Origin of the sequence: Lactiplantibacillus songbeiensis (assembly GCF_005405125.1) — a bacterium.
Taxonomy (GTDB): domain Bacteria; phylum Bacillota; class Bacilli; order Lactobacillales; family Lactobacillaceae; genus Lactiplantibacillus; species Lactiplantibacillus songbeiensis.
The window spans coordinates 80,280-106,091 of the sequence record NZ_BJDL01000017.1 but is presented as its reverse complement, the minus strand read 5'-3'; the positions used below and the strand labels follow the sequence as shown (position 1 = coordinate 106,091).

Below are 25,812 nucleotides of genomic sequence, written 5' to 3'. Positions count from 1 at the left end.
GTTTCGATGCCTTCGTGACCTTTTCCATGAAAAGGCAGAAATATAAGCATAATGCTTGGTATTAGTTAAGCTTGCCGCCTACCGGTTGAGTTCTAAAATGCTGGATCAACCAGAATGGCAAGGCTGGATTGAAAACAAAAAACGGCGCTACCAAGTTAATTGGTAACACCGTTTGAATAGATTAATCATCGGCCAAGCGGGGGGCTTAGCCGATGCTGATGAGCGTTATTTAACAACCGTGACTTTAACGGTCTGATACCCAAAGCGAATGGCTTTGGTGGTACTCATGTTCAGGTCAATGCGACGGCCTTTGATTAAACCGCCTGTATCCGCAGCAATTGCTGTCCCGTAACCGTTGACCTTTACCTTAGAACCAAGCTTAATCACGCGTGGATCGACCGCAATCACTTTTTTCTTTTTACTATTGACGAAATAACCAGAAGCCGTCCGCCCGCCTAAGCGTACTGCGTCATAGCCGGTTGCTTTAACATGGTAAGTCTTACCTTTCTTTAACCGACTAGCAGCGGCAACTGAGGGTGTTAGTTGATTAGAAAAGTTCTGGATGGTGATGCAACCAACCGTGGCAAAGAACGCGATAACGAAAATTTTAACGAGTGATTTCATAAAAAGTGTTTTCCTCCAAAGTAAGTTATGCCGAATTAATAATTGTTTCTAGTATATCGTGTACAAGTTGCAGACCCACGACAGGCAGGTAACAATTTATGTACAAATGTTACAGCTGGGTTACGGTGAATTAACGGGTAAGTGGTTTTAGTGATTGCAATCACTTCGTCCGTACCCTAAAATGAAGCATACTAGTGAAGCTTACTGATGTTAGGTTGCTCAATATAGGAGGAAACGCGTTTTGAAAAAGATTTTAGTGTTACATACGGGTGGGACGATCGCAATGTCGGCCGATGAAGCTGGCAATATGGCGCCCGGTGCTCAAAATCCACTGGATGATTACAACTATCCCTTTGCGGATGAAATCGAATTAACGACTGAAGATATTTTTAACTTGCCGTCACCACATATTACTCCGGTGCAAATGTTGGCTTTAAAGCAACGGATTGCTAAGGCTGCTCATGAAGGCATCGATGGGGTTGTCGTGACACATGGCACAGATACGTTGGAAGAAACGGCGTACTTTTTAGATTTGACCTTACCGAACGAATTACCAGTAGTTGTTACTGGAGCAATGCGTTCCGCTAACGAAATTGGTTCTGATGGTCTGCATAATTTGGAAACGGCAATCCAGACGGCTAGCACGCCGGATGCCGCGGATAAAGGCGTCTTGGTTGTAATGAACGACGAAATTCACTCTGCTCGCTATGTGACAAAGACCCACACGACCAATGTGGCCACTTTTCGGACCCCGACATTTGGTCCAATCGGCTTAGTGGCAAAGCATGGTGTGGTCTTCTTTGAATCATTATTACGCTCAACCGTCTGTCCTATTCAAACGGTCGCTGATAATGTCTTCTTAGTGAAAGCTTACGCTGGGATGGGACCAGAATTACTAGAAGCTATCACGCAACCGTCAACTAATGGGGTCGTGATTGAAGCCTTGGGTGCCGGCAACTTACCACCGGTGACTTTACCAGCGGTCCAAGCCTTGCTAGATATGGGGATTCCAGTTGTCTTAGTGTCACGTTGCTTCAACGGTATTGCCCAAGATGTCTACGATTATGAAGGCGGGGGCGTCCAGTTGAAACAAATGGGCGTGATCTTCTGCCAAGGCTTGAACGGTCAAAAAGCCCGGATTAAGTTATTAGTTGGGGTTAGTGCTGGCATGTCCGGCGATGAATTAGCCCGGTTTGTCGGGACTGCCAATTCTTAATCAGTAAAAATAGCGTGATCAATACATTTGGAATTCATTGGATTAAGCCACTACTTTGATTGGTCCAGAATCGGCTATTTATAAACTAACGTCAATTCATTGTAACCGGTGAGCGGTAATTTTAATTAAGACTAAATGTATGACCATTCATAAAAGGAGCTGACGACTGATATTAGTCGTTGGCTCCTTTGGTGTTTTTTGAGATTAAGCTTGTTCGTTAAGCTAATTGAATCGTGGTGGCTGCAAGTTTGCGCCTGAGCTGGTCACCACGCTTGGTGCTAGATGAAATTGCGGCGCCTAAAACGCTGGGCGGGCCAGAATGGCAATTTACGCTAACTAGCCTTATTGATTCAGTAAATTCTGGCGAACGAGGCGGGCCACGTAGCGTTCTTGAATCAGCTTAGCGTGGGTGATGCCAGCCTGATTAACCGTCATCTGTGTATAGCGATCAGCTTGGTTCATAAAGAGCTGGCCACCAGCGGTCACACTGCTGACTGGGACGACATCATCATTGCCACGACCAGTATCGCCCGCCACATTGACGACGGCATGGAGCGACTTGAATTGGGCTTTTTTAGCAAGCAAGGGGGTAAATAACTCACGATCGGGACGTTTGGTGTTGGTACCTAAAAATGGTGTGCCAACAAGCATCACGTTTTTTACGGTAACGGGTTGACTAGTGGCCATGCCCGCTAAGTAACGGCTTAGAATCAAGCCACCGTTTGAATAGCCTAGCGCATTAGCATCTCGCATCTTTAAGCGCTTATTAAGGTAAGCCATGGCTTTAGCCAGACCTTGCGTTTGGTCAATTATAGTGGCATTGGTGTCCGTACTATTTTCGTAATGAATGACCACCACTGTTTCATTTAATGGGGAGTCTTTGGTTCTCGTCTCACTAAAGGTAATGGCATGGTTGGCAGTAATCGTCAGTCGGACAACGGGATGCTGTGATTGCGCATTAAGCTGTTTGACTAGGTTGTCGAAGTCATGTGGGGAACTGTCACTACCGGGAATTAAGATCAGCGGTCGCCGCTGGGTCAAGATCACGTGGCTGGTGCGGTCACTTTGTAACTGATTGGCTAACCCCAAACCAACAATTAATAGGAGAAAAGCGGCACAAGCTAGTAAACCCCATTTTACTTTTTTAGACATGTGGATGCCCCCTTATTAGCCGAAATTAAAAGCGTTCAGCAATAATTGGTCGATCATTTAATGGTTGTACTGTCCGATGATTGGCCTGATAGCGCTGTTGGTAAGCAGCTAATTGTTGTTCACCAATCATAACGGTGTCAGCGCACACGTACCATTCGACCGATTCCGTCAATGGTGGGGTTGTTAATGACCCTAAGTAATGGTAGACCGTCCCGGTATCTGGTAAAAGTTCAGTCAAATCAACGGGTTCCGTTAGGTCATGACTCGCATTAGGTGTGACTTGGTCTAATAAGCCTTGGAAGCTGGCATTGGGTTTGCCGATACGGCCGAAGACGGCGACGACGGCTAATTGGCCAGTCGCACTGCGATGGACCAAATGCCATTCAATTGGTGCGGCCACGCCATCTAATAAATGTTCAGCGGGTGTATGAAAATGTAATTGTTGAAAGTCGAAGTCGCGGTCATTTAAGTAAGCCTTACCGGTCCCGCTGGCTTTAAGCGTGGTGGCTTCACCGGCAATGGTTTTAGCTTGGTAGAGTCCCCGCCAACTGATAGCTGATAGTTGAGAAACAACGGTCGTTTTTGTGTTAATGTCGATCGGTGACTGTTGTTGACCACCAACGAATTGCCACGTCGATTGAGTTGCATAGTCTAATGTCATTTGAAATCCTCCGATAGTTATTTAATGGTGTTCTTTGATTTAATGATGTCGTATTTGGAGGCTAGTGTTGATTGTGTTTACCAGTTGGGTCCTAAAATACTTGCCTTGGTAATTCAGGTGAAACAGTCGCAAATGCTACGGGTAAGTATGTTGGAAATCAGTACTAGTCTCCAAAAATAACTACTTCCTATTTTCTCACGGACACCAACTTTGTCAATTAATGGCGCAGATTTATAATCGCTAGGGTGGCCGACAATGGTAGAATAGCAAGTAGATAATCTCAAAGAATAGGTGGACGATAAAATGGCAAATCAACGGGTATTAACAATGCAACAAGGAATCAATTTCCGGGAATTGGGCGGTTACGCCACGGAAGACGGCCATACGCTTAAGTGGCATAAAGTCATTCGGACGGGGAACTTGAGCCAATTAACGGCAACCGATTTGAAATTCTTAGATGACTACGGTGTGCGCTATGATATTGATTTTCGTTCACCGAAAGAAGTTTTAGACGAACCAGACCGGGTGCCGGGAAATGCCAAATATCAATTTGCACCAGTCTTCAATGTTGATGAAACCCGTAATTCCGATGGAACGGATAAGATGACTGCAAACTTAGAGAAGCATCCAGACAGTGGTTATCGGCACATGCTCAAAGTTTATCGGATGATTGCGACTGAAGACCATTCTAAAGCGGAATATCGGCGTTTCTTTGATAATTTGTTAGCTAATGATCAACCCAATGAAGTGTTGTTGTTCCATTGTACGGCTGGTAAAGATCGGACTGGGATGGGCGCGGTATACTTGTTGAGTGCGTTAGGTGTCGATCCACAGACGATTCGGACGGATTATTTGATGAGTAATGAGACCTCGGTTAAACGGATTGAGAGTATGGTCAAGGAAGCAACGAAACAAGGGGCTTCCGCAGCGACGATTGCGAGTGTTAAAGCCTTGTGGTCAGTCAATAGTGATTATTTGGATGCTGCTTTAGCTGAGATCAAACGACAGTCGGGCAACATGCAACACTACTTACGGACGGAACTGAAATTGACCAAAACTGAATTGGCCGATTTACGGCATCTTTACCTAGATTAATCAGTTAATGTCGACTTATAACTAAAAAATATTATTTTGCTTTATATCGTGAAATCGTTTACAATATAGGGGACGATAAGCATAATATATTGTTAAAATTCAATTATAAAAAGGAGTTATTTAAAATGCACAAGTTTGTTGCGATTGTCGGTACTAATTCAGATAATTCGACCAATCGAAAGTTATTACAGTTTATGCAAAAGCACTTTGCCGATCAAGCGACGATTGAACTCGTTGAGATTAAAGGATTACCGATGTTCAATAAGCCTGAAGACAAGCAGATTCCTGCCCAAGCTCAGGCAATGGCGAAACAAATCGATCAGGCTGATGGTGTGATTATTAGTACTCCTGAGTATGATCACTCCGCACCAGCTGCATTGATGAATGCCTTAGAATGGTTATCCTACTATGTGAATCCCTTTGCGGATAAACCAGTGATGATTACTGGGGCTTCATATGGGTCCTTAGGAACATCACGGGCGCAAGAACATCTCCGTCAAATCCTGGATTCACCAGAATTACGTGCGCGGATCATGCCAAGCTCTGAATTCTTCTTAGGCCATTCGTTACAAGCCTTTGACGATGACGGCAATTTAGTTGACCAAACCAAATTAGCTAAGTTAGAGGACTTGTTTGCTGATTTCCAGACATTTGTCGACATTACCAAGCAATTGAATCATGCTAATGCGGCTAACAAACAAGAAATCCATGATATTGATTGGGCGAACCGTTAGAGAGGAGCAAGCAGTTAAATGAAATTAGTTGGAATTGCCGGTTCAGTAGCAGATAAATCCTACAATCGGTTACTATTAAAGTATATTGCACGTGAATTTAAAGATGTTGTTGATCTTGATGTCTTGGATATCAATGATGTGCCGTTGTTTAACCAAAGTGACGACCAGACTGATAGTCCAGCGGTTCAAGCCATCAGCAATAAGATTTTGGCCGCTGACGGGGTCATCATTGCGACGCCAGAACATAATCATACGATCACAGCTAGTTTGAAGAGCTTGATTGAATGGTTATCCTTCAATATCCATCCAATGTCTGGCAAACCCGTTATGATTGTTGGCGCGTCATATTATGATCAAGGCTCATCACGGGCCCAATTAAACTTACGTCAAATCCTAGAATCACCTGGTGTTGATGCGATTGTGATGCCTGGTAATGAATTCTTATTGGCGAATGTTAAGACGGTCTTTGACGAAAATGATAACTTAAAAGATGATCGGACCGTTTCCTTCTTAAAAGAAACCCTTGGTAAATTCACTAAATTTGTAAAGGTGATCAATAAAATGAATGAGAAAGAAGATCCAGGCTGGCAGTCAGAAGACCTGGAATCGCATGGTAAAGTTGAAACGACCGTTGAAGGCGTTGATATGCATGCTGCTGATTGGGTTGAAAAGGCGGCTGAAAAGACGAATGCCGCTGAAGGTGACGACTACGTTAAGTTAGATCGTGGGCTTTTAACCGTCAATCAATTGAATTACTTCTTAAATTCAATGCCGATTGAATTGACCTATGCAGATGCGAACAACCAATTTATCTATTACAACCATTTCTTGGAAGCTAAAGATATGTTGGCTGCACGGACACCAGGCCAAGCGGGTAACCCAATGGCTGATTGCCATCCTAAACGGGCGATTCCACACGTTCAACAAGTTATTCATATGTTGCGGACCGGTCAGACGGATATGTTCCGCTTACCTGTACCCGGAATGGGGCCTGACAAGTATGTGATGCATTACTACAAGGCCATGCATGATGCGAAGGGTGAATACAAAGGGATCAATGAATTGGTCTTAGATATTATGCCAATCGTTCAATATTACTTGAAGCACACGGGTCAAATGTTAGTTAAAGATCCTGATGCGGATACCGATGCCGTTTCCGGAGCTTCAACGAATACGAAGCCAGAAAAGACGGATGCCGTTTCTGGCGCGTCGGCTGATACGGAACCTGAAAAACCAGCGACCGCTGAACCAGAAAAACCAGATGAAGTTTCCGGCGCTTCTGCTAACAGCTAAATAAGATTTTGAAACAGTCATTCTGATGAGTGGCTGTTTTTTTATACAGTCGATTGCGATGATAGTGACTTAAATGGATTGTTCGCTTTTTCTACAATAAATATATTTATTGCGAAATATCACCTTACTGCCGGGATTAGTTCGGTGACTTAATAAAAGTCCGTCAAACCGGCTAAAAATATATTAATAATTGGCGGCTAGTTTGTACGGCTTATTTTAATAAACACGAACATTAAAATGTTAATTTATCGGTAAAGTTAAGAAATTCGTTGACAGTGACGACCTAAGTTGCTAAACTTATCATGAAAACAAGGAAAGAGGGATTGAGATGGCGAAGGTTGGTTTGGTGATGGGCTCGATTTCTGATTGGCCAACGATGCAGTTAGCGGCTGAATTGTTGGCTGATTTAGGAGTTACGTATGAACGGCGGGTGATTTCGGCCCACCGGATGCCGGCAACTTTACAAACATATGGTGAACAAGCTCAGGAACGTGGCTTGGACGTCATTATTGCAGGCGCTGGCGGGGCAGCCCATTTACCAGGGATGCTGGCAGCGAATACGGTGATTCCAGTCATTGGGGTACCGATTCAATCACGGGCTTTGAATGGCTTAGATTCACTATTATCAATTGTGCAAATGCCTGGTGGAGTTCCGGTGGCAACGATGGCCATCGGTAAAGCTGGCGCCAAGAATGCCGCCTTAATGGCCGCTCAAATATTAGGATTACATGATCAAAAAATTCAGCAAGCGATACTTGATTTTCGGCAACAACAACGGCAGGAGGCTGAACAAAGTGAACGCCAATTCTAAGCAAGTAATTTTACCACCCGCAACGATTGGGATTGTTGGTGGGGGACAACTCGGTCAGATGATGGCTTTAAGTGCGAAGTCAATGGGCTATCAGGTCGGTGTCTTAGACCCGACGCCACAAGCCCCGGCCGGCCAAGTTGCCGACTTTCAGATTGTCGCAGATTATCAAGATCAAGCAGCCTTAATCAGCTTGGCGCAACGTAGCGACGTCTTGACTTATGAATTTGAAAACGTTGATGAGCAGGCCCTACAAGCCGCTCAACGTTATGCCCAATTACCACAAGGTACTCAACTCTTACACATCACCGGTAATCGGTTAAATGAAAAACAATTCTTACACGACCACGGAATTCCCGTGACTGGGTTTGCTCCGGTCACAGATCAACAATCTTTGAACTATGCGTTACAACGTGTCGGCACGCCGGCCATTTTAAAGACAGCAGCTGGCGGCTATGATGGTCACGGTCAAGCTGATTTAAATACCACGACACCAACGGATGCCAGTCTGGCATTATTGACGCAGCCGTGCATCTTGGAAGCTCGGCAAACCTTTCGGGCAGAAGTTTCCATGATGGTGACGCGCAGTGCTGCTGGCGTCATTACGACCTTTCCTTTAGTTGAAAATCAACATCAACATCATATCTTACACACCACGATTGCCCCGGCGAATGTCGGACCAGCAGTCCATGCTGACGCCCGTAAAATCGCCGTTTCGATTGCGGAAGCGTTAAGTTTGCGCGGTGTTCTCGGCATTGAATTCTTTGTGTTACCAGATGATCACTTATTAGTGAATGAACTTGCACCACGACCCCACAATTCTGGGCATTATACGATTGAAGCGTGCAATATCTCACAATTTGAGGCCCATATTCGTAGTATTTGTGGCCTACCGATTCCACCAGTCCACCAGTATCAGCCAGCAGTGATGCGTAATTTATTAGGTGCTGATTTAACGTTGGCTCGGCAACAATTAATTGAACATCCAGAATGGCATTTTCATGATTATGGCAAAGCTGAGATCAAAGCCCAGCGCAAGATGGGACACATAACCGTATTAGCTGACGACGTGAACACTGCCATGGCATCGCTGGCAAGTTTGAAGGGAGCACAATAAGATGACTGAATTTGTAAAAGGCGATTTATTATATACCGGTAAAGCGAAGGAAATGTATGTGACTAATGACCCAGAAGTGCTCTGGGTCGAGTATTTAGATCAAGCGACAGCCTTAAACGGCAAGCGCAAAGTCGCAATTGACCAAAAAGGTTTGTTGAATAATCGCATTTCCAGCCTGATTTTTCAGGATTTAGCCCAACATGGGATTGAGAACCACTTTATTGACCAACTTTCAGACCACGTGCAATTAGTGCGCCGTGTCAGCATGATTCCATTAGAAACCGTGGTTCGCAATGCGGCTTCTGGTAGTTTTGAACGTAAATTTGCGGTGCCGCATTTAACCGAATTTGCGACGCCAGTCATGGAATTCTTCTATAAGAGTGATCAATTGGATGATCCCTTTATTAACGATTCGCAGATTGAAGCACTGGGGGTTGCAACGGCGGCCACGTTAACTGAAATGCGGCGCCAAGCTTTATTAGTTAATCAACGTTTACAGACCATCTTTGGAGAAATGAATGTTCAGTTAGTCGATTTCAAGATTGAATTTGGGATGACGGCGGCTGGACAAGTCTTACTAGCGGATGAAATTTCGCCAGATAGTTGTCGTTTAGTCGACTTGACGACCCATGAATCGTTAGATAAAGATGTGTTTCGGAAGAATCTGGGTGATTTAACGACGGTCTATCAGGAAGTATTGCGGCGATTAGCCAGCGTCGAAGGAGGCCAACAATAATGTACTTAGTTAAGGTGTATGTGACCTACAAAGAATCAATCTTAGACCCTAAAGGAGAAGCCGTGAATGATGCCTTACATCGACTCGGCTATACGAATGTGCAATCAGTTGAATTAGGTAAATATTTTGAACTGAGATTAACAGCTAGCAGTCGCCCAATCGAAGCCGAAGTGGATGAGATGTGCGACCGCTTATTAGCTAATGTCAATATGGAAACTTATCGTTACGACATCACTGAGCTGGAGGCGTTATAACATGATTTTTGCCGTCCCAGTTTTTCCAGGTTCCAATTGTGACCACGATATGGTCAATGCTTTGCGTGATGTTTTGCACGCTCAAGCTGAGTTAGTCCCAGCAACGACCAGTGATTTATCCACTTATGACGCGGTGATTTTACCCGGTGGCTTTTCATATGGGGACTACTTACGCAGTGGCGCGATTGCTCGTTTTGCCCCCGTAATGACAGCCGTCCAAGCATTTGCAGCCGCCGGTAAACCGGTTATGGGAATCTGCAATGGCTTTCAAATCTTAACGGAAGCGGGGTTATTGCCAGGTGCCTTGCAAGCCAATCGTTCTGCTAAATTTATTTGTCAGACGAGTGAATTGATTGTCCGTAACACACAGACGCAATTTACAACGACTTACACTGAGAATCAACACATTCAATTGCCAATTGCACATGGTGAAGGTAATTATTATTGCGATGCCGCGACCTTGGCTGAATTACAAGCCCATCATCAGATCGTTTTCGAATATGCTGATAACCCGAATGGGAGTGTCGCCAATATTGCCGGTATTATTAACCGGGCCGGTAATGTACTGGGGATGATGCCCCATCCAGAACGCGCGGTTGAAGCCATCTTAGGGTCAATCGATGGCTTAGGCTTATTTAACTCATTACTCACTAATCAAGGACAGGAGGTCACCCATGCTTAAGAATCCTGAATTATCACCGGAAGCTTTGCGCGACACGCAAGCGTACCGTGACTGGGGCTTAACTGATGCTGAATATCAATTATTAACGGATGAGGTCCTCGGTCGGTTGCCTAATTATACTGAAGCTGGGTTGTTTTCAGGAATGTGGAGTGAACATTGTTCGTATAAGAACTCTAAACCGGTCTTAAAGAAGTTTTGGACCCAAGGTGAACAAGTCCTAGAAGGTCCGGGTGAAGGTGCTGGGATTATTGATATCGGCGATGGTCAGGCGGTCGTCTTTAAAGCTGAAAGTCACAATCATCCGTCTGCCGTTGAACCTTATGAAGGGGCAGCGACTGGGGTCGGGGGGATTATTCGAGACATTTTCTCCATGGGGGCGCGACCAATTGCACTATTGGATAGTTTGCGATTTGGTGAACCGGATGATACCCATACCAAATATTTGATTTCACAAGTCGTCGCTGGGATTGGCGGTTATGGGAACTGTATCGGGATCCCGACGATTGGTGGCGATACGGTCTTTGACGCCAGTTATCAAAAAAACCCGTTAGTGAATGCGATGTGTGTCGGTATTCTAGATCAAGCAGATATTCAAAAAGGGCAAGCAACCGGGATTGGGAATAGTGTCATTTATGTTGGCGCCAAGACCGGGCGTGATGGGATTAACGGGGCTTCATTTGCTTCCGCTGAATTCAACGATGCCAAGGCGTCACAACGTTCAGCGGTGCAAGTCGGTGATCCATTTATGGAAAAACTATTAATGGAAGCGTGTCTAGAAGTCATTCGTGATCATCGCGATGTCTTGATTGGGATTCAAGATATGGGTGCGGCTGGGTTAGTATCTTCATCAGCAGAAATGGCTTCTAAAGCCGGCAGTGGTTTGGAATTGAACTTAGACTTAGTGCCCCAACGTGAAAGTGGCATGACGCCGTTTGAATTGATGTTGTCAGAATCTCAAGAACGCATGTTGCTCTGTGTGAAGGCAGGGGCCGAAGATGAAATCTACGCGGTCTTTGAAAAGTATGGTTTAGATGCCGTCACCATTGGGAAAGTTACCGCGGGTCATCAGTATCAATTATTCCATCATCAGGAACTGGTCGCCGATGTACCAGTCGATGCCTTAGCAACCAAGGCGCCGGTCTATCAGCGTGAAAAGAAGCGGCCAACGCGTTTGAATAAGCAAAGTCATCATCAATTTATGCCACGTTTAGTCGATGCAACGGGCACCCTTAAAAAGATGTTACAACAACCAACGATTGCATCCAAAAAAGCCATCTTCGAAACATATGACTCGCAAGTGCAGACGAATACGGTTGTGAAGCCAGGATCAGATGCTGGGGTGATTCGGATTCGCCATACTGACAAAGCTTTGGCGGTAACGACCGATGTTAATGGTCGTTACTTGTATTTGAACCCACGTGTTGGCGGCGAAATTGCTGTCGCGGAAGCGGCTCGAAACATTGTGGCAAGCGGTGGTTTACCGTTAGGAATTACTGATTGTTTGAATTATGGCAATCCAGAGAAACCGGAACAATTTTATGATTTAGACGAATCCGCGCAAGGCATTGCGCGGGCCTGTCAGTTATTTAACACGCCAGTGATTTCTGGTAATGTGTCGTTAAATAATGAGTCTAATGGTGAAGCTATTTACCCAACGCCGATGATTGGGATGGTTGGGTTGATCAAGCATCAACGAGATATTACGACGCAAGACTTTAAGCATGCTGGCGATGCTGTCTATGTGCTAGGTAATACTGGTGCCGACTTTAACGGTAGTGAGATTCAAAAGATGCTGACCGGAAAAATCAGTGGTGAGCTGTTCGACTTTGATCTAGTCACTGAAAATCAAAATCAGCGGCTCTTGTTACGGGCGATTCAAAAAGGGTTAGTGGCGAGTGCCCATGATGTTTCAGAAGGTGGCTTAATCACCACTATTGCTGAATCTTGCTTTGGACAGGGCTTTGGTGTGAAGTTGACGAGTGACTTACCATCGATGAACTTCTTTGCTGAGACCCAATCGCGTTTTGTGATTTCGGTCACACCGGATAAGCAAGCGGCGTTTGCGAACTTAATGGAACCGTATGCGACTTATCTAGGAACGACAACTGCCGATGACCGGCTGTTTATTCAAACCGCTGATCAAGCCTTCGACATCAAAGTCAGCTTTGCGCAGCGGTTATGGGAAGGGGCGCTACCATGCCTACTGAAGTAAAAGGCTTAAATGAAGAATGTGGTGTTTTCGGCGTTTGGGGCACCCCTGACGCGGCCAATTTAACTTATTTTGGTCTCCATGCCTTACAACATCGTGGTCAAGAAGGGGCCGGAATTACAGCTAACGACCACGGTCAATTACAGTCTGAACGTGGCTTGGGACTATTGGCAGATGTTTTCCGTGATCCACGCCGGCTAGACCGGTTGACTGGGACGGCTGCTATCGGGCATGTTCGTTACGCGACGGCCGGTAATCACGGGGTTGAAAATATTCAACCGTTAGAATTTAATTTCAGTGATTCCCAATTTGCTTTAGCGCACAACGGTAATTTAACCAATGCGGTCTCTTTACGGCGGCAACTAGAAGCCGATGGCGCCATCTTCCATGCTAGTTCGGATAGTGAAATCTTGATGCATTTGATTCGGCGGAGCCAAGCCCCAACGTTAACCGAGCAAGTTAAAGCAGCGTTGCGCCAGATTCATGGTGGGTTTGCTTATATTTTACTAACGAATGATCGGTTGTATGCGGCGCTTGATCCGAATGGTTTCCGGCCATTAGTAGTTGGTAAATTACCAGCGGGTGGTTACGTCGTTTGTAGTGAGACTTGTGCTTTAGATACCGTTGGCGCAACGTTTATCCAAGACGTGCATCCGGGAGAATTACTGACGATTGATGATGAGGGACTTAAGATCGATCATTATACGACGCAGACGCAACTAGCGATTTGTTCGATGGAGTTCATTTACTTTGCTCGGCCCGACTCAGATATTTATGGCGTGAATGTCCATTCGGCGCGTAAACGGATGGGCGCCCAGTTGGCGAAAGAACAGCCGGTTGATGCCGATATCGTGGTCGGGGTACCAAACTCGTCACTATCAGCGGCAACCGGTTATGCGGAAGCTAGCGGGTTGCCTTATGAAATGGGCCTAATCAAAAATCAATATTCTTCACGCACGTTTATTCAGCCAACCCAAGCGTTACGCGAACAAGGTGTTCGGATGAAGTTATCGGCCGTTAAAGGCGTTGTTGCTGGTAAGCGAGTGGTCTTGATCGATGATTCGATTGTTCGGGGTACAACGAGTCGGCGGATCGTTAAGTTGTTAAAGGATGCCGGTGCGAAGTCGGTACATTTACGAATTGCCTCACCACCATTACGTTACCCTTGCTTTTATGGAATCGATATCCAGACGACGCGGGAACTTATTGCTGCGCAAGAAACGATTCCCACTATGTGCAAAACATTTGGGGCCGATTCATTAGGATTCTTGAGTGAACAAGGGGTCATTGATGCGGTCGGATTAAAGTGCGATGCGCCTTATGGTGGTTTATGTATGGCGTACTTTAATGGGGACTATCCAACACCACTCTATGATTATCAAGCTGAGTATGATGCGGAAATTCAACAGTTAAAGCGACAAGCCAACTAGGAAAGGGTGACGGACTTGAGCGATGCATATAAAAAAGCCGGTGTCGATATCAATGCCGGTTACGAAGTGCTCAAAGCAGTAAAGCAGCTGAGTGGCAATGCCCAATTAGGCGGCTTTGGCGGGGCCTTTCCATTAGCAGCCGAAGCGGTTGCCAATGAGCCAGTCCTCGTTGCTGGGACGGATGGCGTGGGGACCAAACTTTTAATTGCGATTGCGGCTCATCAGCATACGACAATTGGGATTGATTTGGTTGCGATGTGTGTGAATGATATTTTAGCCCAAGGTGCCCGCCCACAATTCTTCTTGGATTATTTAGGCTTAGGTCATACTGATCAGGCACGGGTTAAAGCCATTTTACAAGGCGTAGTGGCCGGTTGTGAACAGGCTGGTATGACCTTAATTGGTGGCGAAACGGCTGAAATGCCAGATATGTATGGTCAAGAGCATTATGATTTAGCAGGCTTTGCAGTGGGCATCGCTAATCGGTCAGATTTATTGACGCCTCAAAATGTCCAGGCGGGTGACGTTCTGATTGGTCTGCCTTCAAATGGCTTACATTCAAATGGCTTTAGCTTAGTTCGCGATATCTTATTCAAACAACATGACTATGAGCTAAGCACCGTTTTTCCAGAATTGGGACATGACTTACAAACGGAGCTATTGCGACCAACCAAGATTTATACCGCGAGTGTGCTGCCATTACTCCAACAAAAATTAGTGGCTAGCATCGCCCATATTACGGGTGGCGGGCTAATTGAAAATGTCGCCCGGGCTTTGCCAGCACAACTCAGTGCTACGTTTGAATTGGGGAGTTGGCCAGTGCCAGCCGTGATGCCATTATTGGCACGACTAGGCCGTTTAAGTGCGGCAGATGTTCGCAGTACATTCAACCTTGGCTTAGGCCTGGTGTTGATTGTCCATCCAGACCAGGTAGATGCAACGTTAGCGGTTTTAGCAGCCCAACATCAGCCAGCTTATCGGGTTGGCCGGGTGGCTGCAGGGACCACGCCGGTCGCATTCCAGGAGGCTAAACATGCTTAAAAAGTTAGCAGTTTTTGCTTCTGGCAATGGGACCAACTTTACAGCATTGCAACAAGCGATTGCGACCCGGTCATTACCGGCCAAAATCGTGTTACTGGTTTGTGATCATGAAGATGCCCCCGTCTTAAAACGCGCACAAGCCGTTAACATACCGGTTTTGGTCGTCAACTTTAAGCATTATGCCAACAAGGCTGCGGCCGAAGCCATTATTCTGACGGCACTACAGGCTCATCAAGTCGAAGTGGTCTTGTTAGCGGGATATATGCGGATTATTGGGCCGACGTTGCTTGCGGCCTATCCGCATCACATCATTAATTTACATCCGGCTTTATTACCGAAGTTTCCTGGGCGGCATGGGATTGAAGATGCCTTTGCTGCAGGAGTTACTGAGACTGGGGTCACGATTCATTATATTGACGCCGGTATCGATACGGGGCAGATTATTGCCCAGCGAACGGTTCCAGTTGAAGCAGCTGACACCGTTGAGACTTTAGCGACACGGATTCATCAAGTAGAACATCAATTTTATCCAGACGTGTTACAGTCACTCATCAATGAAGGAGCAATCTAATGACAAAACGAGCATTATTAAGCGTTTCTGATAAACAAGGATTAACCGACTTTGCTAAAGGGTTAGTGGAATTAGATTATGAATTAGTTTCAACCGGTGGGACCAAAAAGGCCTTAGAAGCTGCGGGAATTCCAGTGATTGGGATTGAGGATGTGACTGGCTTTCCTGAAATGTTGGATGGTCGCGTTAAAACCTTGCATCCAAAAGTCCATGCTGGCCTATTAGCGCGGCGGGACTTGCCAGCCCATATGGCGCAATTAAAGGAAGCTGGGATTACACCAATTGATATGGTCGTGGTGAATTTATATCCCTTTAAGGCGACGATTCAGCAACCAGATGTCACCCAGGCTGAAGCAATTGAACAAATTGACATTGGTGGGCCTTCCATGTTGCGGTCAGCAGCCAAAAACTTTGCGGCGGTTTTACCCATTGTGGATCCTGCCGACTACCAGCCTATTTTAACGGCTTTGCAAGCTGATGAAGTGACACCAACGATGCGGCAACGACTAGCAGCGAAAGTCTTTCAGCATACGGCGGCTTATGATGCCTTGATTGCGCAATACTTGACGACTGATGAATTCCCAGCGAAGTTAACGTTGACCTATGATAAAAAGCAAGCTTTACGCTATGGTGAAAATAGTCATCAACAAGCGGCCTTCTATGAAAATGCATTGCCAACGCCATTCTCAATCACCGCGGCTAAGCAATTGCATGGTAAAGAGCTCTCATACAATAATATTAAAGATGCGGATGCGGCGTTACGGATGGTCAGTGAATATGATCAACCAGCGATTGTGGCGATGAAGCATATGAACCCTTGTGGGGTGGGCTTAGCTGATCATTTGGAAGCAGCGTGGGATAAAGCGTATGCGGCTGATTCAATTTCCATTTTTGGCGGCATTATTGCGGCTAATCGGCCGGTAGATCTGGCAACCGCTGAGAAGATGCATCAGTTATTCTTGGAAATTATCATTGCGCCAAGCTTTGATGATGATGCTTACGCCGTCTTAGCCAAGAAGAAAAATTTACGGTTATTGACAGTTGATTTTGACCAGGCGCATACTGCCGATAAGTTTGAAACGATTTCGGTTGGCGGCGGCTTATTACGTCAAGAAGTCGATGCTGCCTTTGAGGCGCCAGCCGACTTTACGGTCGTCACGAAGCAACAACCAACGACTGAACAATTAAAAGCCCTCGCTTTTGGGCAGCAAGTTGTGAAACACGTGAAGAGTAATGCGATTGTCGTGACAACTGCTGATCGGACATTAGGGGTTGGCTCTGGTCAGATGAACCGTATTGATTCGACGAAGATTGCGATTGAAAAAGCCATGAGCAAACCAGGCTATGAACATGCTATTTTAGCTTCCGATGCATTCTTCCCAATGAATGATTGTGTCGAGTTTGCAGCCCAACATGGAATTCGAGCAATTATCCAACCTGGTGGCAGTATCAAGGATCAAGATTCGATTGATATGGCTGATCGCTATGGCATCGCCATGGTGACAACTGGTGTCCGGCATTTCCGGCATTAAGCTGAAAGGACGGTACGAAAATGGCAAAAGTATTAGTCGTTGGTGGTGGTGGTCGTGAGCATGCCATTGCTAAGGCCATGTTGGCTAGTCCCCAAGTCACGACAGTCACTTGTGCCCCGGGAAATCCGGGCATGCAATTAGATGGTATTCAGACGGTTGCAATTGATGAATTGGATTTTGCGGCTTTAGTTGATTTTGCACGTCAAAATACAATTGAGTTAACTTTTATTGGTCCCGAAGTACCACTAGCAGCGGGCATTGTTGATTACTTTCAAGCAGCCGGGTTAGCAGTCTTTGGTCCGAATCAAGCGGCGGCTCAACTGGAGAGTTCCAAAGTCTTTGCCAAGGAATTTATGCGTCGACATCAGATTCCAACGGCTGACTATCAGTTGTTTCATGAGTTAACAGCTGCGTCAACTTACAGTGCGCAAGCAGCCTTACCACAAGTGATAAAGGTTGACGGCTTAGCAGCTGGCAAAGGGGTCACGGTCGCGACGACCCACGACCAAGCAGTGGCCGCGTTGACCCAAGCGTTTGCGGCGACCGATACGGTTTTAATTGAGGTCTATGTTGATGGGTTTGAATTCTCACAGATGGTTTTGGTTGGTGGGGATAAGTATTGCCTGTTGCCGACTGCCCAAGATCATAAACGGCTCTTAGATGATGACCAGGGGCCTAACACTGGTGGGATGGGGGCGTATTCGCCAGTACCGCAGATCACGCCAGCAATTATTGCGACAACTGTTAAAACGATTATTGAACCAACTTTGGCCGGTTTACAAAGTGATGGTCTTAGCTTTGAAGGGGTCATTTACGTTGGGGGTATTTTAACGGCGCAAGGGGTGCAAGTGATTGAATATAACTTGCGGTTAGGTGATCCGGAAGCGCAGATTTTGTTGCCACAATTACAGAGTGATTTTTATCAATTAATCGTGGATTTATTACATCATCGCGAACCAGCCGCAACCTGGCAAACGCAAGCGACTTATTTGGGCATCGTGCTGGCGGCGCCTGGTTATCCCAACCACCCCGTTAAAGGCACCGCTGTGCCAACACTAGCTGGCGCCGATTATGCCAGTGTTGCTGGTGAACCGGGCCGATTAGTTAGTGCAGGTGGTCGTGTGATGATGGTCACCGCTCACGCGGCATCATTGGCGGCAGCTAAAACGGCCGCGTATGCGAAACTAGCCCAACTATCAACGGGGGACTTGGTTTATCGGACTGATATTGGTGCCAAAGGGTTAGCCGTAAAAAAAGTTTAAAGTCAGCTTGACAATTATGAGAGAACGATTTATGATTTAACCATTGAATTTAATCGTATTCTAATTTGCGTTGAAGAGAAGAGTAGTTATGAGCAGTTAGTGATAGTGAGCCCGGATTAGTGAAAACGGGTCTAATTGCTGCTAATGAAGATGAGCTCTGAGCATCTCAGCCGGTTCACGCTGGCTGAGCGGTTGCAACCGTTAGCTTGCGCGGTATCAACAGGTACCGTTGAGGCTACTAGTGTAAGCTAGCAGCGAAGCAGGGTGGCAACGCGTTTAAAAAACGTCCCTTTTAATCACATTGGTGATTAGAAGGGACGTTTTTTTGCGATTAAAGAGACTGACAACTATTAGACGGGGGTTTTATTAAATGACAACACAAACAAGCTTTTCCAAACGGACGGTTTCACCATTTCGGTACGATGTCGTCGGCAGTTTCTTACGACCACAAGCCTTAAAGGCAGCGCGGGCGCAAGTCGTAGCCGGTACTTTGGATACCGCTGACCTGAAAGCTGTGGAAGATCGCGAAATTATTAAACTCATTCAAGAACAAGAAGCGGCTGGCTTAAAGGCCGTGACAGATGGTGAATTTCGGCGTAGTTGGTGGCATTTAGACTTTTTCTGGGGGTTACAAGGTATTGCTAAAAAGCAATTAACTCAAGGTTACGTCTTTAATGCTGAAGAAACCCGGGCGGAATCAGCCACCGTTACTGGTAAAATTAGTGGAGAAAATCATCCGTTTGTCGATCATTTTAAATTTGTACAAGCTCATGTTAGTGCTGGCATTCAAGTTAAACAAACGATTCCAGCACCGGCGCAATGTCTAGCTGAATTACAACGACCCGAAAACGTCGCGGCGTTACGGCAGGTCTACGCAACCGATGCGGCAGTCGTCAAGGATTTAGCCGCAGCCTATCACCAGGTCCTTGAAGACCTGTATGCAGCTGGGGCACGGACGATTCAATTAGACGATTGTACTTGGGGGATGTTAGCTGGTAATCACACTAAGGGCGCTGAGACTGGCGATGTCTCAGCACGCAATGATGCGGTATTAGATGAGAATAAGCAACTATATTTAACGGTTAATAATGAAGCCATTAAGGATTTACCGGCTGATTTAACGATCAATACCCATGTTTGCCGGGGCAATTACCATTCTACTTGGGCCTCAGCTGGTGGTTATGATTCAGTGGCTGATCCGTTGTTTAATCAAGAAAATGTCACTGCTTATTACTTAGAATATGATAGTGATCGGGCGGGGGGGTTTGAACCCTTGAAGCTGGTCAGTGATGATAAATTCGTCGTACTTGGCTTGATTACGTCCAAGTCAGGTGAATTGGAAGCACGCCAAACGATTATTGACCGTATTCATGAAGCGGCTAAGTATGTGCCATTGGACCGGCTCTGCTTGAGTACTCAATGTGGGTTTGCGTCGACTGAAGAAGGCAATGTTTTAACGCCTGCGCAACAATGGGCTAAGATTGACCTCGTTAAATCAATTGCAACTGAAGTCTGGGGCGCTTAATGGTAAGTCGTTAATAAAAAAGTGCGTCGATCAGCATCCGTGAATTTGGATGTTGATCGACGCACTTTTTCTGGTCTATTAAGCGACAAACGCAAAGTAAAGAATGAAGATGATCATCATGGCCCACATTAAGGCGTTGACTTCACGCCAGCGACCTTTGACCGTCATCGTGATTGGATAGAAGATGAAACCGACTGCTAACCCTTCTGAGATACTGTAAGTTAACAGCATCATAATCATGGTAAAGAAGGCAGGCACGGCGATTTCAAACTTCGTCCAGTCAATATATTGGACATTTGATAACATCAAAATTCCGACGATAATCAAGGCTGAAGCCGTTACAGCCGAGGTAATCACGGTTAGTACCGGTGAGAAGAAAGCGGCAATGGCGAATAAAATAGCTGCCACGACCGATGATAAGCCGGTCCGTGCGCCAACTGCGACGCCAGACGTGGATTCAACGTAAGCCGTCGTTGGTGAGGTCCCAAAGATTGCACCAATAGTTGTCGCTAACGCACCACTGAATAAGGCCTTACCGACGCCTTTGACTTCACCAGTGTCGTGATTAACCATCCCAGCTTCCGTCGCTACCCCGACCAACGTACCCGAGGTATCGAACAAGCCGATGATAAAGAAGGTTAAAATGACGATAATCATTTGAAATGAGTTAATGTCAGTTATGTGCGTTAGCGCTTGACCGAAAATTGGTTGAACACTAGGCACGCCACTAACGATCCCAGTAGGTAACGGAATGACTTGGAAAATCATCCCAACAGCCGCGGTAATAAACATGCCCCAGAAAATGCCCCCGGTAACGTTAGCCGTTACTAAGATGACACCGATGATAATCCCAAAGATAGCCAACAAAACGGTTGGACTGTGCAAGTTACCCAAAGCCACGGCATTGGACTTGTTAGCAACAATAATCCCAGACGTTTGTAATCCGGAAAAGGCAATAAAGAGGCCAATCCCAGCTGAAACGGCATATTTTAAGGCACTGGGGATTAAGTTAATCAAGGTATCACGTAGCTTGGATAATGTTAATAAGATAAATAATAACCCGGCTACAAAGACCCCAGCTAGGGCTGTTTGCCATGGAATGTGCCATTCTTGTACGACTGTGTAGGTGAAGAAGGCATTCAGACCCATCCCAGGGGCCAGGGCAACTGGAAAGTTAGCGATTAATCCCATCAACAGGCAACCGACAATAGCTGCTAAAACGGTGGCTGTGAAGACCGCTCGCTTATCCATCCCAGCACTTCCCAATAGTTCGGGATTAACGGCTAAAATATATGACATCGCTAAGAAGGTTGTTAACCCACCCACGAGTTCAGCCCGGATAGATGTCCGGCGCTGCTTTAACTGAAATAAATGCTCAATAATAATGTCCCGCTCCCAACATAATAAAAAGTTAACAATTCAACAATTATTCAGTATAACATACTGGTTTTTGCGGTGGAAATTTTTTTAGTTGTCTACAATTAAACAGCAATCAAAAAAACCGGCCTGGCAGCAGTAATGCGACCAGACCGGTGACTTTTAATCATAATTAATTTAATTTTCGGTTTCGTTTAGTCCGACTGATTCTTCGTCAACGGTCTTCTCGACTGTATGGCGATTAAAGAGTAGGTTTAAGAGTACTGCTGCTAAGCTGCCAACGACCACGCCATTGCTGAGCATGATTTGTAAGGCGCCAGGTAAGAATTGGAAGATGTTGGTTTGAACCGTGACCCCCAAGCCTAACCCAATGGAAACGGCTGAGACTAACAAATTATTATTGTTACGGAAGTCAACTTGGGCGAGCATCCGAATCCCTTGAATGCCGACAATTCCGAACATCACGACCATAGCACCGCCTAAAACAGGGTCGGGAATAACCGTGGCGAGGGCGCCAATCTTAGGGAGTAAGCCCAAGACGATTAAAAAAGCGGCTGAAAAGTAAATCGGTTTACGGGTTTTAACGCCGGATAATTGTAGGACGCCGACATTTTCGGAGAAGGTTGAGTAAGGAAAGGTGTTAAACAAACCACCTAAAATAACCGCAATCCCTTCTGACCGGTAGCCGCGTTTTAAGTCGTCACTTTCAATCTTACGACCAGTGATATCACCTAGTGCGAAGAAGACTCCAGTTGATTCAACCATCGTGGTGAGTGACACTAGAATCATGGTCAAGATCGATGACCATTCAAACTTCGGCGTGCCAAAGTAAAAGAGGGTCGGTAAGTGGAACCAGCTAGCTGCTGCGACCGGTGCTAAGGAAACCATACCAAAAGCCCCAGCTAATAAAGTTCCGGCTAGAATCCCGATTAAGATGGCGACTGACTTCATAAAGCCCTTGGCGAAAACGTTAATCAATAAAATAATGGCAATAGTTAGAAAGCCAATGCCTAACGCAGGTAAACTACCAAAGTCCTTAGCACTGGCATTCCCACCGCCTAAGTTTTCAAAGGCGACTGGAATTAATGTGAAACCGATAATGGTAATCAATGACCCGGTAACAACGGGCGGAAAGAGACTTTTAATCTTAGAGAAAAGGCCAGCAATTAAAAAGATAAAAATACCGGCGCCAATAATTGAGCCATACATGGTGCCTAGGCCGTAAGTTTTTCCGATTTGAATCAGCGGATTAACAGCCTGCACGGCACACCCTAGAACGACCGGTAATCCAATCCCGGTCATCGGCGTGCGCTTTAATTGTAAGAATGTGGCAATCCCACACATGAAAATATCGATTGAAACTAAGTAAGTCATCTGTTGTTGGCTAAAATGCAAGGCTGCCCCAATTAATAAGGGGACCAAGACATCGCCAGAATACATGGCTAATAAGTGCTGAAACCCTAAAATCGCCGCTTTGACGTTGGAGATTTTTGGTGTACGCGTTACTTCCTTCAAAAAAATCGTCCTCCTCAATTCTGCGAATATGCCTGAAAAAAGAGACCACCCCGGCAAACGGGATGGTCTCGTCTGCTTATAGTCCAGCGTTTACGGCGCTGGGTAGAAACTCGTCATCCATATCATGACATTATATAGGCAATTACTCGTATTTGAATGGGATAATTTTAACATAGATGAAAACCGAATACAATTAGAACCGGACAAAATAATGTTCGTAAAAACATGAATTTTAGCAAAACTAGGAATGTAAACGTTCACTTTTGTAGCTGCTGGTTATGCCACAACAAAACGGCCATTTCGAGCGTTTGTGTTTGTTCGGGGTCATCCAGGTTGAGTGTGAGCATTTTTTCAATCTTTTTCAGACGGTAAATCACGGTGTTACGGTGAATGGCGAGGTGACCAGCCACTTCCGCGATATTTTGGTGGTAATAGAAATAGCCGTACAACGTATTGAGCAAATTGAGTTGTTCATTGGCACTAACGCCACCGACTAAGCCGCCTAAGACCCGTTCAACGAATGACTTGGCTTCATTATCCGGAATCAGCGAAATCAATTCTTTGACGTATTTTGGTCGATAAATTGTGACGGCATGTGGACTATTCTTGCTGAGCGCTAACGCTTCGGCCGCTTCGTTATAAATAGTTGCAAGTTCGGTTAACGGTAAGGTCGAATAGCTGTAACCAGCAATTAAGCGGGCTTGTTTATCCAATTTTGGTTGAATAAAGTTCACGAGTGCGGTTAAGAAATCTTGTGCATTTTGGTCATCGTTGATTAATAAGACGAGTTGTTGTTTTAATGAAAAGGCGATGACGGAAGCTTGATATTCCTTAATAAACCATAGTGTCAGTTGTTGGACTTGTTCGAGTAAATGGTTACTGAGCAGAGCCTGATGATGAGTGGTCACTAAAATGGTCGCACAGTGAAATTTGGTCGTGGGTTCGGTGCCGCGGGCTTTTAAGGTCTTATTGACTAACTCATTAGAGATGCCGCCATCCATCACATTTAAGTAGAAGCCACTTTGATTACGAAAGGCTGATTCGTTCAACATGTCGACTCGACTGTTAACAAAACTTAGGGTGTTGATGACGACTTGCGCCAACATTTGATCAGTTGAATTCTTTGGATCCAAGTCTAAAACACCCACAAAGGCCTTATTTTCTTTGTAAGCTGAAAATAAGGGAATAATCGTGAGCTGGGTCTGGTTATAAGGTACTGTGAGCCGAGTATGTAGATTGAAATAGTCAATCTGAGTTTGGTTACGTAGGAAGTCCGTCAAGCTCGCCCGTGTCATGGGAAGATTTTGGGCGGCACTGACAACCCGAAAATGACTATCCATAAGAAAGAGTGGATGTCCAATTAATTCGGTACATTTGTTTAAAACCGTGGCATGCGATGGATCCTTTAGGAGCAGGTCAGCCAAAGTTTGATTTACCTGCACGATTCGGCTGAGTTCATCCGTTTGCGATTTTAAAATAATCGTCAGCATGTTGCGCATCGTTTCCGAAATTAATTCGTCAGCGGGAGTCACGATAATGGGGAAATCGAGTTTGTCGGCCAACGCGAGTACGTCACTGGGAACGTGATCGATATAACGTTGATCCTTCACGCCGAGACCAGCACAGTTTGCTTGTTGCATTGCTTTAATGAGCGCTTTAGGATCAGTCGTCTCGTTGCTGAAGGGAAAGCCATTCGTAATTAAAAATTGATGGGCTTTTAAAAAGTCCGCGATATCGGGTGATTCGATCATCCCAATGTTGTTGATTTCCCGATTGAGACCGCGTTCACCCGCAATTACCCGCATGTGTTGCAGTGTCGGTGTTTGTAATAATGTTTGTAAACGCATGGAATGTCCCCCTAATATTTGGTTATCTTTCACAAGTAGTATACCGATAATTTGGCAGTTTGACTATAATTAAATGAAAAATAGATTAAAATAAAATGAAATGATTTGTTTTTTGAGATAAAAATCTAGTTGGTGGTTAAGGTGCCACTCTGGTTGGCCCAGAATTGGCTGGAACGTGGTGACCACGTTTTTGAGCCATAGGGCGGTCTCAAAAGCCGGGCTTTCACTAAGTCGGAAAAGCACCGACTAAGTGAAACGACACCACTGAGCCAATTCTGAGCCGTCCGGCGTTAATTAACGGTTAAATAGAAAATGGTGCTGGTATCAGGTATGCTAATGGATGCATGTAGTTGTCGTTAATTGATAGAGGTAAATTAAAATGTTTATTCGAAAGTATATGTCAACTGATTTTCCAGCAATTCGAGCCCTATTCAAACACACGATACGGGTTACGAATGCGCGTGATTATTCGGCTGAACAATTGGCGGCTTGGATTGGGAATGATGATCAGGTGACGTTGACAGCCTGGCAACAATCGTTATTGGCACATGTAACGCTCGTGGCTATTCAAGATGAGCAGCTTGTGGGTTTCGCAGATATGAGTGATGCTGGCTATTTGGATCGGTTATATGTTCAGCCAGCTTATCAACGTCAAGGGGTGGCAACGGCGTTAGTCGATGGGCTGATTGCGGCCGTGTCGGTTAAAACGTATACGACGGCAGCGTCGATTACCGCGCGGCCATTTTTTGAACGCCAAAATTTTCGCGTCATACATGCGCAGCAAGTTGAACGAGATGGTTGCCAACTGACTAATTATTTGATGGTGCGGGGCGTTTAACTGAGCATTGTTAGTTGTTCTACCGTTAGTGTTGCTTAGTCTTTGTTATCGTCACAAAAAACATTAGTTAGCTATATAGGTTAACTAAGCGTGAGGTATCGTGGCTATTAATCATAAGTGACGGTTGTTTTAAAGTAAGTAGGCTATTTAACGACGGGCGGCCCAGAATTGGCTCAGTGGTGTCGTTTATCTTAGTCGGTGGTTTTCCGACTTAGATAAAGCCCGGCTTGGAAAACCGTTCTTTGGCTTCCAAACGTGGCCACCACGTTCCAGCCGATTTTGGGCCAACCAGA

The 25,812-nt window shown here is 45.5% G+C and carries 23 protein-coding genes, 1 riboswitch and 1 other annotated feature; of the genes, 17 read left to right on the top strand and 6 right to left on the bottom strand.

Annotation, left to right across the window (positions count from 1 at the left end):
- Nucleotides 1-225 precede the first annotated feature (225 nt).
- Nucleotides 226-624: a 3D domain-containing protein gene (locus tag FFM77_RS07035; RefSeq protein WP_137635061.1), complete on the bottom strand. Its 399-nt coding sequence runs from the start codon at nt 622-624 to the stop codon at nt 226-228.
- 241 nt (nt 625-865) lie between these two features.
- Between FFM77_RS07035 and FFM77_RS07030 the strand changes: the two genes are divergently transcribed.
- Complete coding sequence (locus tag FFM77_RS07030) at nt 866-1,840, top strand: asparaginase (RefSeq protein ID WP_137635060.1); 975 nt, start codon at nt 866-868, stop codon at nt 1,838-1,840.
- A 342-nt stretch (nt 1,841-2,182) separates the two neighbouring features.
- Here the strand turns inward: FFM77_RS07030 and FFM77_RS07025 are convergent, their stop codons facing one another.
- Together FFM77_RS07025 and FFM77_RS07020 are read right to left on the bottom strand one after the other, a co-directional pair.
- The gene (locus FFM77_RS07025) at nt 2,183-2,992 is read right to left on the bottom strand and encodes an alpha/beta hydrolase (RefSeq protein ID WP_137635059.1); all 810 of its coding nucleotides are present in this window, start codon (nt 2,990-2,992) and stop codon (nt 2,183-2,185) included.
- A 25-nt stretch (nt 2,993-3,017) separates the two neighbouring features.
- Nucleotides 3,018-3,653, bottom strand: a complete 636-nt coding sequence (locus FFM77_RS07020) for a carbonic anhydrase family protein (protein ID WP_137635058.1) — start codon at nt 3,651-3,653, stop codon at nt 3,018-3,020.
- Nucleotides 3,654-3,956: 303 nt separating this feature from the next.
- On the opposite strand from FFM77_RS07020, the gene FFM77_RS07015 reads away from it, so the two are divergent.
- From FFM77_RS07015 to FFM77_RS06945, 15 genes are all read left to right on the top strand, one after another.
- Entirely contained in the window at nt 3,957-4,748 is a 792-nt protein-coding gene (locus FFM77_RS07015; protein ID WP_137635057.1) for a tyrosine-protein phosphatase, read from the top strand.
- Between the two features lie 125 nt (nt 4,749-4,873).
- On the top strand, nt 4,874-5,482 hold the full coding sequence (locus FFM77_RS07010; RefSeq protein WP_137635056.1) for an NADPH-dependent FMN reductase: 609 nt from the start codon (nt 4,874-4,876) through the stop codon (nt 5,480-5,482).
- Nucleotides 5,483-5,500: 18 nt separating this feature from the next.
- Entirely contained in the window at nt 5,501-6,775 is a 1,275-nt protein-coding gene (locus FFM77_RS07005; protein WP_137635055.1) for an NADPH-dependent oxidoreductase, read from the top strand.
- 328 nt (nt 6,776-7,103) lie between these two features.
- Entirely contained in the window at nt 7,104-7,586 is a 483-nt protein-coding gene (gene purE / locus FFM77_RS07000; RefSeq protein ID WP_137635054.1) for a 5-(carboxyamino)imidazole ribonucleotide mutase, read from the top strand.
- Entirely contained in the window at nt 7,570-8,700 is a 1,131-nt protein-coding gene (purK, locus tag FFM77_RS06995) for a 5-(carboxyamino)imidazole ribonucleotide synthase (RefSeq protein WP_137635053.1), read from the top strand. The genes purE and purK overlap by 17 nt, the downstream gene beginning before the upstream one ends.
- A 1-nt stretch (nt 8,701) precedes the next feature.
- Nucleotides 8,702-9,436: a phosphoribosylaminoimidazolesuccinocarboxamide synthase gene (purC, locus tag FFM77_RS06990; RefSeq protein ID WP_137635052.1), complete on the top strand. Its 735-nt coding sequence runs from the start codon at nt 8,702-8,704 to the stop codon at nt 9,434-9,436.
- Entirely contained in the window at nt 9,436-9,690 is a 255-nt protein-coding gene (gene purS / locus FFM77_RS06985; RefSeq protein ID WP_137635051.1) for a phosphoribosylformylglycinamidine synthase subunit PurS, read from the top strand. The genes purC and purS overlap by 1 nt, the downstream gene beginning before the upstream one ends.
- Nucleotide 9,691: 1 nt before the next feature.
- Nucleotides 9,692-10,372: a phosphoribosylformylglycinamidine synthase subunit PurQ gene (gene purQ, locus FFM77_RS06980; RefSeq protein WP_137635050.1), complete on the top strand. Its 681-nt coding sequence runs from the start codon at nt 9,692-9,694 to the stop codon at nt 10,370-10,372.
- Entirely contained in the window at nt 10,365-12,584 is a 2,220-nt protein-coding gene (purL, locus tag FFM77_RS06975; RefSeq protein WP_137635049.1) for a phosphoribosylformylglycinamidine synthase subunit PurL, read from the top strand. Before purQ ends, purL begins: the two co-directional genes overlap by 8 nt.
- On the top strand, nt 12,569-14,011 hold the full coding sequence (gene purF / locus FFM77_RS06970) for an amidophosphoribosyltransferase (protein ID WP_137635048.1): 1,443 nt from the start codon (nt 12,569-12,571) through the stop codon (nt 14,009-14,011). Before purL ends, purF begins: the two co-directional genes overlap by 16 nt.
- A gap of 15 nt (nt 14,012-14,026) precedes the next feature.
- Nucleotides 14,027-15,052 carry a phosphoribosylformylglycinamidine cyclo-ligase gene (gene purM, locus FFM77_RS06965; RefSeq protein WP_137635047.1) on the top strand — a complete coding sequence of 342 codons (1,026 nt, stop codon included), beginning with the start codon at nt 14,027-14,029 and terminating at the stop codon, nt 15,050-15,052.
- The gene (purN, locus tag FFM77_RS06960) at nt 15,045-15,623 is read left to right on the top strand and encodes a phosphoribosylglycinamide formyltransferase (protein WP_137635046.1); all 579 of its coding nucleotides are present in this window, start codon (nt 15,045-15,047) and stop codon (nt 15,621-15,623) included. The genes purM and purN overlap by 8 nt, the downstream gene beginning before the upstream one ends.
- Entirely contained in the window at nt 15,623-17,155 is a 1,533-nt protein-coding gene (gene purH / locus FFM77_RS06955; RefSeq protein WP_137635045.1) for a bifunctional phosphoribosylaminoimidazolecarboxamide formyltransferase/IMP cyclohydrolase, read from the top strand. The genes purN and purH overlap by 1 nt, the downstream gene beginning before the upstream one ends.
- Nucleotides 17,156-17,175: 20 nt before the next feature.
- Nucleotides 17,176-18,417 carry a phosphoribosylamine--glycine ligase gene (purD, locus tag FFM77_RS06950; protein ID WP_137635044.1) on the top strand — a complete coding sequence of 414 codons (1,242 nt, stop codon included), beginning with the start codon at nt 17,176-17,178 and terminating at the stop codon, nt 18,415-18,417.
- Nucleotides 18,418-18,478: 61 nt separating this feature from the next.
- Nucleotides 18,479-18,711 (top strand) — a binding site (T-box leader).
- A 76-nt stretch (nt 18,712-18,787) separates the two neighbouring features.
- Nucleotides 18,788-19,942, top strand: coding sequence for a 5-methyltetrahydropteroyltriglutamate--homocysteine S-methyltransferase (locus tag FFM77_RS06945; RefSeq protein ID WP_137635043.1), 1,155 nt, complete (start codon nt 18,788-18,790; stop codon nt 19,940-19,942).
- Nucleotides 19,943-20,020: 78 nt separating this feature from the next.
- On the opposite strand, the gene FFM77_RS06940 is transcribed toward FFM77_RS06945, so the two are convergent.
- The 3 genes from FFM77_RS06940 to FFM77_RS06930 form a co-directional block, all read right to left on the bottom strand.
- A complete protein-coding gene (locus FFM77_RS06940) occupies nt 20,021-21,328 on the bottom strand; it encodes an NCS2 family permease (protein ID WP_137635042.1) in 1,308 nt (435 codons plus the stop codon).
- Nucleotides 21,329-21,496: 168 nt separating this feature from the next.
- On the bottom strand, nt 21,497-22,834 hold the full coding sequence (locus FFM77_RS06935) for a nucleobase:cation symporter-2 family protein (protein ID WP_137635041.1): 1,338 nt from the start codon (nt 22,832-22,834) through the stop codon (nt 21,497-21,499).
- Between the two features lie 59 nt (nt 22,835-22,893).
- A riboswitch (purine riboswitch) is annotated at nt 22,894-22,992 on the bottom strand.
- Nucleotides 22,993-23,091: 99 nt separating this feature from the next.
- Complete coding sequence (locus FFM77_RS06930; protein WP_137635040.1) at nt 23,092-24,681, bottom strand: PucR family transcriptional regulator; 1,590 nt, start codon at nt 24,679-24,681, stop codon at nt 23,092-23,094.
- Between the two features lie 379 nt (nt 24,682-25,060).
- Here FFM77_RS06930 and FFM77_RS06925 point away from each other — a divergent pair, with 379 nt between their 5' ends.
- Nucleotides 25,061-25,519 carry a GNAT family N-acetyltransferase gene (locus FFM77_RS06925; protein ID WP_137635039.1) on the top strand — a complete coding sequence of 153 codons (459 nt, stop codon included), beginning with the start codon at nt 25,061-25,063 and terminating at the stop codon, nt 25,517-25,519.
- Nucleotides 25,520-25,812 lie beyond the last annotated feature (293 nt).

Coding starts and splice junctions, on each gene's coding strand:
- purL (WP_137635049.1), top strand. CDS start 10,365: ATGCTTAAGAATCCTGAATTATCACCGGAAGCTTTGCGCGACACGCAA.
- purQ (WP_137635050.1), top strand. CDS start 9,692: ATGATTTTTGCCGTCCCAGTTTTTCCAGGTTCCAATTGTGACCACGAT.
- FFM77_RS07005 (WP_137635055.1), top strand. CDS start 5,501: ATGAAATTAGTTGGAATTGCCGGTTCAGTAGCAGATAAATCCTACAAT.
- FFM77_RS06925 (WP_137635039.1), top strand. CDS start 25,061: ATGTTTATTCGAAAGTATATGTCAACTGATTTTCCAGCAATTCGAGCC.
- FFM77_RS07035 (WP_137635061.1), bottom strand. CDS start 624: ATGAAATCACTCGTTAAAATTTTCGTTATCGCGTTCTTTGCCACGGTT.
- FFM77_RS07025 (WP_137635059.1), bottom strand. CDS start 2,992: ATGTCTAAAAAAGTAAAATGGGGTTTACTAGCTTGTGCCGCTTTTCTC.
- purN (WP_137635046.1), top strand. CDS start 15,045: ATGCTTAAAAAGTTAGCAGTTTTTGCTTCTGGCAATGGGACCAACTTT.
- FFM77_RS07010 (WP_137635056.1), top strand. CDS start 4,874: ATGCACAAGTTTGTTGCGATTGTCGGTACTAATTCAGATAATTCGACC.
- FFM77_RS07015 (WP_137635057.1), top strand. CDS start 3,957: ATGGCAAATCAACGGGTATTAACAATGCAACAAGGAATCAATTTCCGG.
- purD (WP_137635044.1), top strand. CDS start 17,176: ATGGCAAAAGTATTAGTCGTTGGTGGTGGTGGTCGTGAGCATGCCATT.
- FFM77_RS06930 (WP_137635040.1), bottom strand. CDS start 24,681: ATGCGTTTACAAACATTATTACAAACACCGACACTGCAACACATGCGG.
- purE (WP_137635054.1), top strand. CDS start 7,104: ATGGCGAAGGTTGGTTTGGTGATGGGCTCGATTTCTGATTGGCCAACG.
- FFM77_RS06945 (WP_137635043.1), top strand. CDS start 18,788: ATGACAACACAAACAAGCTTTTCCAAACGGACGGTTTCACCATTTCGG.
- purC (WP_137635052.1), top strand. CDS start 8,702: ATGACTGAATTTGTAAAAGGCGATTTATTATATACCGGTAAAGCGAAG.
- purH (WP_137635045.1), top strand. CDS start 15,623: ATGACAAAACGAGCATTATTAAGCGTTTCTGATAAACAAGGATTAACC.
- purF (WP_137635048.1), top strand. CDS start 12,569: ATGCCTACTGAAGTAAAAGGCTTAAATGAAGAATGTGGTGTTTTCGGC.
- FFM77_RS07020 (WP_137635058.1), bottom strand. CDS start 3,653: ATGACATTAGACTATGCAACTCAATCGACGTGGCAATTCGTTGGTGGT.
- purS (WP_137635051.1), top strand. CDS start 9,436: ATGTACTTAGTTAAGGTGTATGTGACCTACAAAGAATCAATCTTAGAC.